Source organism: Phenylobacterium sp. (assembly GCF_004799395.1).
Taxonomy (GTDB): Bacteria; Pseudomonadota; Alphaproteobacteria; order Caulobacterales; family Caulobacteraceae; genus Phenylobacterium.
Genome location: NZ_SSMZ01000110.1, coordinates 1 through 6,801 on the forward strand (window position 1 = coordinate 1; position 6,801 = coordinate 6,801).

Annotated in this window: 7 protein-coding genes and 1 pseudogene; 4 read left to right on the top strand and 4 right to left on the bottom strand. The window is 69.5% G+C overall.

Going from position 1 to position 6,801, the window contains the following annotated elements:
- On the bottom strand, positions 1 to 213 hold a 213-nt coding region (locus tag E8A12_RS22760; RefSeq protein ID WP_363211762.1), incomplete at its 3' end, for a KUP/HAK/KT family potassium transporter.
- A gap of 104 nt (positions 214 to 317) precedes the next feature.
- On the opposite strand from E8A12_RS22760, the gene E8A12_RS07710 reads away from it, so the two are divergent.
- Together E8A12_RS07710 and E8A12_RS07715 are read left to right on the top strand one after the other, a co-directional pair.
- The gene (locus tag E8A12_RS07710) at positions 318 to 1,868 is read left to right on the top strand and encodes a DUF4118 domain-containing protein (RefSeq protein WP_293367337.1); all 1,551 of its coding nucleotides are present in this window, start codon (positions 318 to 320) and stop codon (positions 1,866 to 1,868) included.
- Between the two features lie 6 nt (positions 1,869 to 1,874).
- Positions 1,875 to 2,573 (top strand): response regulator transcription factor, encoded by a 699-nt coding sequence (locus E8A12_RS07715; protein ID WP_293367338.1) that lies wholly within the window; start codon positions 1,875 to 1,877, stop codon positions 2,571 to 2,573.
- A gap of 145 nt (positions 2,574 to 2,718) precedes the next feature.
- On the opposite strand, the gene E8A12_RS07720 is transcribed toward E8A12_RS07715, so the two are convergent.
- Positions 2,719 to 2,901, bottom strand: coding sequence for a CsbD family protein (locus E8A12_RS07720; protein ID WP_293367339.1), 183 nt, complete (start codon positions 2,899 to 2,901; stop codon positions 2,719 to 2,721).
- 159 nt (positions 2,902 to 3,060) lie between these two features.
- Between E8A12_RS07720 and ettA the strand changes: the two genes are divergently transcribed.
- Complete coding sequence (gene ettA / locus E8A12_RS07725) at positions 3,061 to 4,725, top strand: energy-dependent translational throttle protein EttA (RefSeq protein WP_293367340.1); 1,665 nt, start codon at positions 3,061 to 3,063, stop codon at positions 4,723 to 4,725.
- A 185-nt stretch (positions 4,726 to 4,910) separates the two neighbouring features.
- Here the strand turns inward: ettA and E8A12_RS07730 are convergent, their stop codons facing one another.
- Complete coding sequence (locus tag E8A12_RS07730; protein ID WP_293367341.1) at positions 4,911 to 5,342, bottom strand: hypothetical protein; 432 nt, start codon at positions 5,340 to 5,342, stop codon at positions 4,911 to 4,913.
- A gap of 147 nt (positions 5,343 to 5,489) precedes the next feature.
- Between E8A12_RS07730 and E8A12_RS07735 the strand changes: the two genes are divergently transcribed.
- Positions 5,490 to 6,038 (top strand): type 1 glutamine amidotransferase domain-containing protein, encoded by a 549-nt coding sequence (locus E8A12_RS07735; RefSeq protein WP_293367342.1) that lies wholly within the window; start codon positions 5,490 to 5,492, stop codon positions 6,036 to 6,038.
- On the opposite strand, the pseudogene E8A12_RS07740 reads toward E8A12_RS07735, so the two are convergent.
- Positions 6,035 to 6,801: pseudogene (locus E8A12_RS07740) on the bottom strand (MFS transporter); the annotation flags it as partial. The gene E8A12_RS07735 and the pseudogene E8A12_RS07740 sit on opposite strands and share 4 nt — an antisense overlap.

A 6,801-nucleotide genomic window follows, 5' to 3' on the forward strand; every position in this document is an offset into this window, starting at 1 on the left:
CATGTGTTTGATGGATTCCTTGAAGGCGTAGAGCGGGCTGGTGCCGATGTCGCCGTAGACCACACCCGCAGAGCCCAGGGCCAGGCCAAGGAAGCCGCGCAGGCTGGGCGCCGGCTGTGCGGCCGTCTCCTCGGCGGATTCGACGGCGGCGGCGGAGGTGTTCAAGGCGTGATCCTGCACGGCGGACGGGGCCGGCTTGTCGCGCCGAACCACATAAAAATCCCATGCTGTTGTGACGGTTGGGGTGCGGCAAATGCTTGCACCCAGGCTTTCGAGAGGCCCTTTTGACGCCGTTCGATGCGCCAAGGAGGCGCGCCATGAGCCTGTCCGCCGAAATCGCCCCGCCCCGCAATCTCGGGGCCGATCAGCACACCGAGCGGCTGCATCCCGCGGCGGCCTATTCGATGTCGCTTTTGCTGGTCGCTGCAGCGACCCTGGCGGCGATCGTCGTGGACCAGGTCCAGACCATCCCCAACCTGTCGCTGATTTTCGTCCTGCCGGTGGTGATCGCCGCGGTCAGCTTCGGCTGGGGCCCGTCGCTGGCGGCCGCCGTCGCGGCGGTAATGGCGTTCAACTTCTTCCTGGTGGCCCCCCGCTACAGCCTGCACGTGGCCGATCCGGCCAATGGCTGGGCGTTGATCCTGCTGTTGATCACCGCGGCCATCGTCAGCGCCGTGGCCGCCCAGTCGCGCCGCCGCGCCGTCGAAGCCTGGAAGGCCGCCGACCAGGCGACCGCCCTGCAGGCGCTGGCGCGCAGCCTCGTGGCGGCCACCGGCGGCGCCAGCGCGGCCGAAGCCAGCGCCGCGGCCCTGGCGCGTCTGTTCCAGGCCCCGGCGGTGGTGCTGCTGCAGGGCGAGGCTGGGCTGCAGGTGGCCGGCCGGGCCGGCGGCGGCGGGCTGTCGGCCCTGGACCGCGAGGCGGCAGGCTGGGTGCTGGCCGCGCGGATGCCGACCCGCGGCGGGGCCTACCCGATCGAGGGCGCGAGCTACGACTTCTGGCCGGTGGTGACACCGCAGCGCCAGCAGGCGGTGATCGGCGTCCAGATATCGCTGGACGAGGCGGGCCGGCCCGCCGAACCCGAGCGGCTGGTGGAGATCGTCAGCGGCTACCTGGCCGTGGCCCTCGACCGCGAAGCCTACGCATCCCAGGTGCTGGAGAGCCGGGTCGAGGTGGCGAGCGAGAGGCTGAAAGCCGACTTGCTGGCCGCGGTCAGCCATGACCTGAAGACCCCGCTCTCCACCGTGCTCTTCACCCTGCAGAGCCTGCAGAAGTTCGGCCGCACCCACGACGCCAAGACCCGAAAGGAGCTCTTGACCCTGGCGGAGACCGAGACTGCCCGGCTGTCGGCGATGGTGGCCAACCTGCTGGACATGAACCGGCTCGACGCCGGCGCCGTGGTGGTGAAAACCGCCCCGGTCGAGCCGGCCGTACTCGCCGCCGAGGCCCTGCGCAGCGCCTCGGTGGCCCTGGCCGGGCGCCGCGTGCTGAACGAGGTGAGCGCCAGGTCCGCCCCGATGGAGGTTGACGCCTCGCTGTTCGAGACCGCCTTGGCCAACGTGCTGGAAAACGCCGCCAAATACGCCCCCGACGGCTCGGCCATCCGGATCCGCAGCGGCGAGGCCGAGGGCGCCGGCTGGATCGAAGTGTTGGACGAAGGGCCCGGCTTCGCGGGGGCCATCGAGCCGATGTTCGAGAAGTTCTCCCGCGGCGTCAGTGGCGACGGCCGGCCGCCGGGCACGGGCCTGGGCCTTTCCATCGCCCGCGGCTTCCTGGAGGCCCAGGGCGGGCGCGTGGAGGCGGAGAACTTGGCCGGCGGCAAGGGCGCCCGCGTGCGGCTTTCCGCGCCGCTCGCCAAGGTGCATGCCTAGCGTCGAATGAGCCCCGCCGCCGATCCCGCCACCATCCTTGTCGTCGAGGACGACGCCAGCCTGAACGCCGCGCTTGCCGCAACGCTCAAGGCGGCCGGCTTCCGGCCGATCACGGCGCGGACCGCCGCCGAGGGCCTGCGCTGGCTTGTCCACTATGCGCCGGACCTGGTGCTGCTGGACCTTGGCTTGCCCGACCGCGATGGCCTGGGCGTCATCGCCGAAATCCGAGCCAGGGGCCAGACGCCCATTGTGGTGCTCTCCGCCCGCGACGCAGAGGCGATGAAGGTCCAGGCGCTGGACCTGGGCGCCGACGACTATGTGCAAAAGCCGTTCGGGGTGGAGGAGTTGCTGGCGCGCCTGCGCGCGGCGCTGCGGCACGGCGTGCAGGCGCGGGGTTCGGCGCCGGTGGTGCGCACCGGCGACCTGACGATCGACCTGGGCATGCGGCAGGTGAGCAAGGGGCCCGCGGCGCTGAAGCTGTCGCCCAAGGAATATGACCTGCTGGCGGAGCTGGCGCTGAACCTTGGCCGCACCGTCAGTCATAAGGACTTGCTGGCGGCAGTCTGGGGCAGCGACCGGGCGGAGATCCAATACCTGCGGGTCTATGTCGGACAGCTGCGCCAGAAGCTGGGGACCTTTGGCGCAGAGCCGCTGTTGGTCAGCGACCCCGGCGTCGGCTACCGCCTGGCGGCGATGACCGCCTGAGGCCGGATGCAGCAAGGGCCGCGCTTCGCAGCGCGGCCCCTGGCCTCGGGAACCGCCCCCGCAAGACGGCGGGCATAGCGCACCGTTGGGGACGCCTGCTCCGCGCCGTCCGGGGAACGGGGGCGATCCTGAGCTTGATCGGAAGCTAGTTCTTCAGCGCTTGGCGCGCGGCGTCCTTCAGGCCGCCGACGCCCTTCTGCACCTTGCCAGCGACGCGTTCCGAGGCGCCTTCCGCGGCCATGCGGTCGTTGCCCGTGGCCTTGCCGACGCCTTCTTTGACGGAGCCGGCCGCATCCTTGGCCGCGCCCTTGATCTGATCCTTGTGCATGGGAGTGCTCCTTCCACGTGTCACAGGGCCGGGATGGCCCGTTGCGGTGAGTACGCGGAGCCGTGCTCAAGGTTCCGAGCGAGATTGCGCGCGAGCCCTCGCACCGCTATCTGCACGCCTCAAATCCCAGTCATTCCAGTCGAGCGGTGCGGACGCCCCATGGCGCAGCAATACATTTATCAGATGCAGGGCCTGACCAAGGCCTTCCCCGGGGCTCCGAAGAAGACTTTCTCGGACATCTGGCTGTCGTTCTACCCGGACGCAAAGATCGGCGTGGTCGGCGTCAACGGCTCCGGCAAATCGACCCTGCTGAAGATCATGGCCGGCATCGACAAGGATTTCCAGGGCGAGGCCTTCGCCGCCGAGGGCGTCAAGCGCGGGTACCTGGAGCAGGAGCCCAAGCTCGACGACAAGCTCGACGTCTGGGCCAACGTCATCGCCTGGTGCGAGGAGAAGAAGCTCTTCGACGAATACAACGCCATCGCGACCCGGCTGGGCGAGGAGTACACCGACGAACTGATGGAGGAGATGACCGCGCTCCAGGAAAAGCTGGACGCCGGCGACCTCTGGGACATCGACAGCCGCATCGAGATGGCCATGGGCGCGCTGCGCTGCCCGCCTAACGACTGGCCGGTGGACAAGCTCAGCGGCGGCGAGCGCCGCCGCGTGGCGCTCGCTCGCCTGCTGCTTTCGAAGCCCGACATGATGCTGCTCGACGAGCCCACCAACCACCTGGACGCCGAGAGCGTGGCCTGGCTGCAGCACCACCTGGAGGACTTCCCGGGCTGCGTCATCCTGGTGACCCACGACCGCTACTTCCTCGACCAGGTGACCAAGTGGACCCTGGAGCTCGACCGCGGGAAGGGCCTTCCCTACGAGGGCAACTACTCCGCCTGGCTGGAACAGAAGACCAAGCGGATCGCCCAGGAGGAGCGCGAGGAGGCCGGCAAGAAGCGGGCGATCGACCGGGAGCTGGCTTGGGTGCGCTCCTCGCCCAGCGCGCGGCGCACCAAGTCCAAGGCCCGCCTAGCCGCGTTCCACGACCTGCAGAACGAGGCCGAGAACGCCAAGCAGACCTTCGCCCAGATCCAGATTCCGCCGGGCCCGCGGCTGGGCCAGATGGTCATCGAGGTGAACGGCGTCGAGAAGGCCTATGGCGACAAGCTCTTGTTCAAGGACCTGACCTTCAAGCTGCCGCCCGGCGGCATCGTCGGCGTGATCGGCCCGAACGGCGCGGGCAAGTCGACTCTGTTCAAGATCATCACCGGCCAGGAAGCACCGGACGAGGGCTCCATCCGCCTGGGCGAGACCGTGAAGCTGGCCTACGTCGACCAGAGCCGCGACAGCCTCGATCCCAACAAGAACGTCTGGGAGGAGACCTCCGGCGGCCTGGACATCATGAAGGTGGGCGGGCGCGAAATCCCCAGCCGCGCCTATGTGGGCTCGTTCAACTTCAAGGGCGCCGATCAGCAGAAAAAGGTTGGCTTGCTGTCCGGCGGGGAGCGCAACCGGGTGCACCTGGCCAAGACGCTGTCAGCCGGCGGCAACGTCCTGATGCTCGACGAACCGACCAACGACCTGGACGTGGAAACGCTCGGCGCCCTGGAAAGCGCGCTGGAGGATTTCCCCGGGTGCGCCGTGGTGATCAGCCATGACCGCTTCTTCCTGGACCGGCTGGCCACCCACATCCTGGCCTTTGAAGGCGACAGCCAGGTCGACTGGTTCGAGGGCAACTTCGAAGCCTACGAAGAGGACAAGAAGCGCCGACTGGGCGCCGACAGCCTGATCCCCCACCGCATCAAGTTCCAGAAGTTCACGCGGTAGGAGCCGTCAATTCGCCCTTGACGCGCGCCACGGTGTCCCGCGACTTGGACCACCTACACGCTGAACCAGGTGGGCGCCGACACTGTCATCGACATGGCAAGCGGCAACCAGATGATCCTGGTCGCGTGCAGCTTTCGACCCTCAAAGACGGCTGGATCTCCGAGGGCTGAAGGCCTGGACGAGGGCTATTTCGGCGGCGTGGCCGAAGGTGGCGCGCCCGGCGCAGCGCTAGGGGACGGATTGACGGCTCCGGGCGGCGTCGTGTCGAGGGGCGATGTCGAGGGGCTCGACGGCGCGGCGCCGGTCTCGCCGCCCAAGGACGGCGGATTGACGCTGGTCGCCGGGCTGCTCGTCCCGGGTGTGGCGTCGGGGGTCGAGCGCAGGTCGGCGCCGGCGCTGGTCACGGCCGACGTGTTGGACGCCGCGCCCGTCGAGGCGGACGCCGTCTGTCCGGACCACCAGTCCTTCGACGTGCGCGCCTTGGGCGAGGCCTTCATGTACGCGTTCAGCTGCGAATAGGGGATGGGCTGTTTCGGCCCGGCGACGGTCTGAGCCAGCGTCGCGCCGGCCGATAAGACGATGGCGGCCGCTCCGGCGGCCAACAGGATGGTCTTCATCGAAGTCTCCCTCAAGCGGAATGCCGTCCGTACGGTGCAGGGCTAACCGCCGAAGGCGGCCTAAGGTTTCGCGGCCGGCGCTGGAACCGCCGCCGGCCCAGGCAGGTTCACCGGCCAATCCCGTTCCCATGCCCAAAGGAGATCGCCATGCCCAACGAGCTGCGCGGCAAGAGGGTCGCTGTCCTCGCCACCGACGGCTTCGAACAGTCCGAGTTGGAAAAGCCGGTCGAGGCCCTGAAGGCGGCCGGCGCCGAGGTGGAGGTGGTCGCACCCAAGGGCGGCCAGATCCAGGGGTACGAGCACAACGACAAGGGCCGGATGGTCGCGGTCGACCGCGAGCTCGCCCGGGCCGCGCCCGAGGACTACGACTCGATCGTCCTGCCGGGCGGGGTGATGAATCCCGATGCGCTGCGCCTCGAGCCCAAGGCCATCGCCTTCGTCCGCGCCTTCGCCGAAGCGGGCAAGCCGATCGCCGCGATCTGCCACGGCCCGTGGACGCTGATCAACGCCGAGGCCGTGGAGGGCAAGCGCATGACCTCGTGGCCGTCACTGGAGGCCGACCTGAAGAACGCCGGCGCCGAGTGGGTGGACGAGGAGGTGGTGGTCGACGAGGGGCTGGTCACCTCGCGCAAGCCCGACGACCTGCCGGCCTTCTGCGCCAGGATGATCGAGGAGTTCGCCGAAGGCCCGCACTAGGCTTCTGCCGCGTCGCCGGCCGGCATGTCCCTGACGTCGCGAAGCGGAGACAGCGCGCCGATCAGCGGCCCGATGAGCAGGCCGGCGATGGCGATCAGCAGGGTGTGACGCATGCCCAGCGCCTGACCGAGCCCACCCCCGACCAGGGCTCCGACCACCGCCGCCCCGCCGCCGGCGGCGCGGAAGGTGGCGCCAACCCGGCCCAGCACGCTCTGCGGCAGCAAGGTCTGGCGCAGACTGGCGCCCAGGACGATGGGGACGACGCCAAAGGCGTCGCCCAGGAACTGCGAGATCATCAGGCAGGTCATGCCGCCCGCCGGCGTGGCCGGCGCCATGAGCACGATCATGGTGCCCAGCGCCGCCAGCCCGCCGGCGAGGCAGATTGCCGGTCCGACGCCGAACCGCCGCGCCATGGGTTGGGCGAGCAGGGAACCGGTCAGTGCGCCCAGCCCTCCGGTGGCGACGCCAAAGCCGAGCAGGATCGGACCCAGCCCCAGTCCGCGCAGCACGAAGGCGATGTAGAGGGCGCCGAAGAAACCGCCGAACAGGCCGCCGGTCGCGGTCATGATCAACAGGATCCGCATCCGCGGCTCTTGCCAGGACGTCCGCGCGCCGGTGACGACGCCGTCGACCCAGCCCCGGCGGCGCGTGCCGGGTGCGAGCGGCGGCTCGTCCGTGCGGATGCCCGCCAGCATGATCGCCGACACCACATAGGTCGCCGCGTTCGCCGCCACAGCGATCGGCGCGGTCAACCACTGGAAGA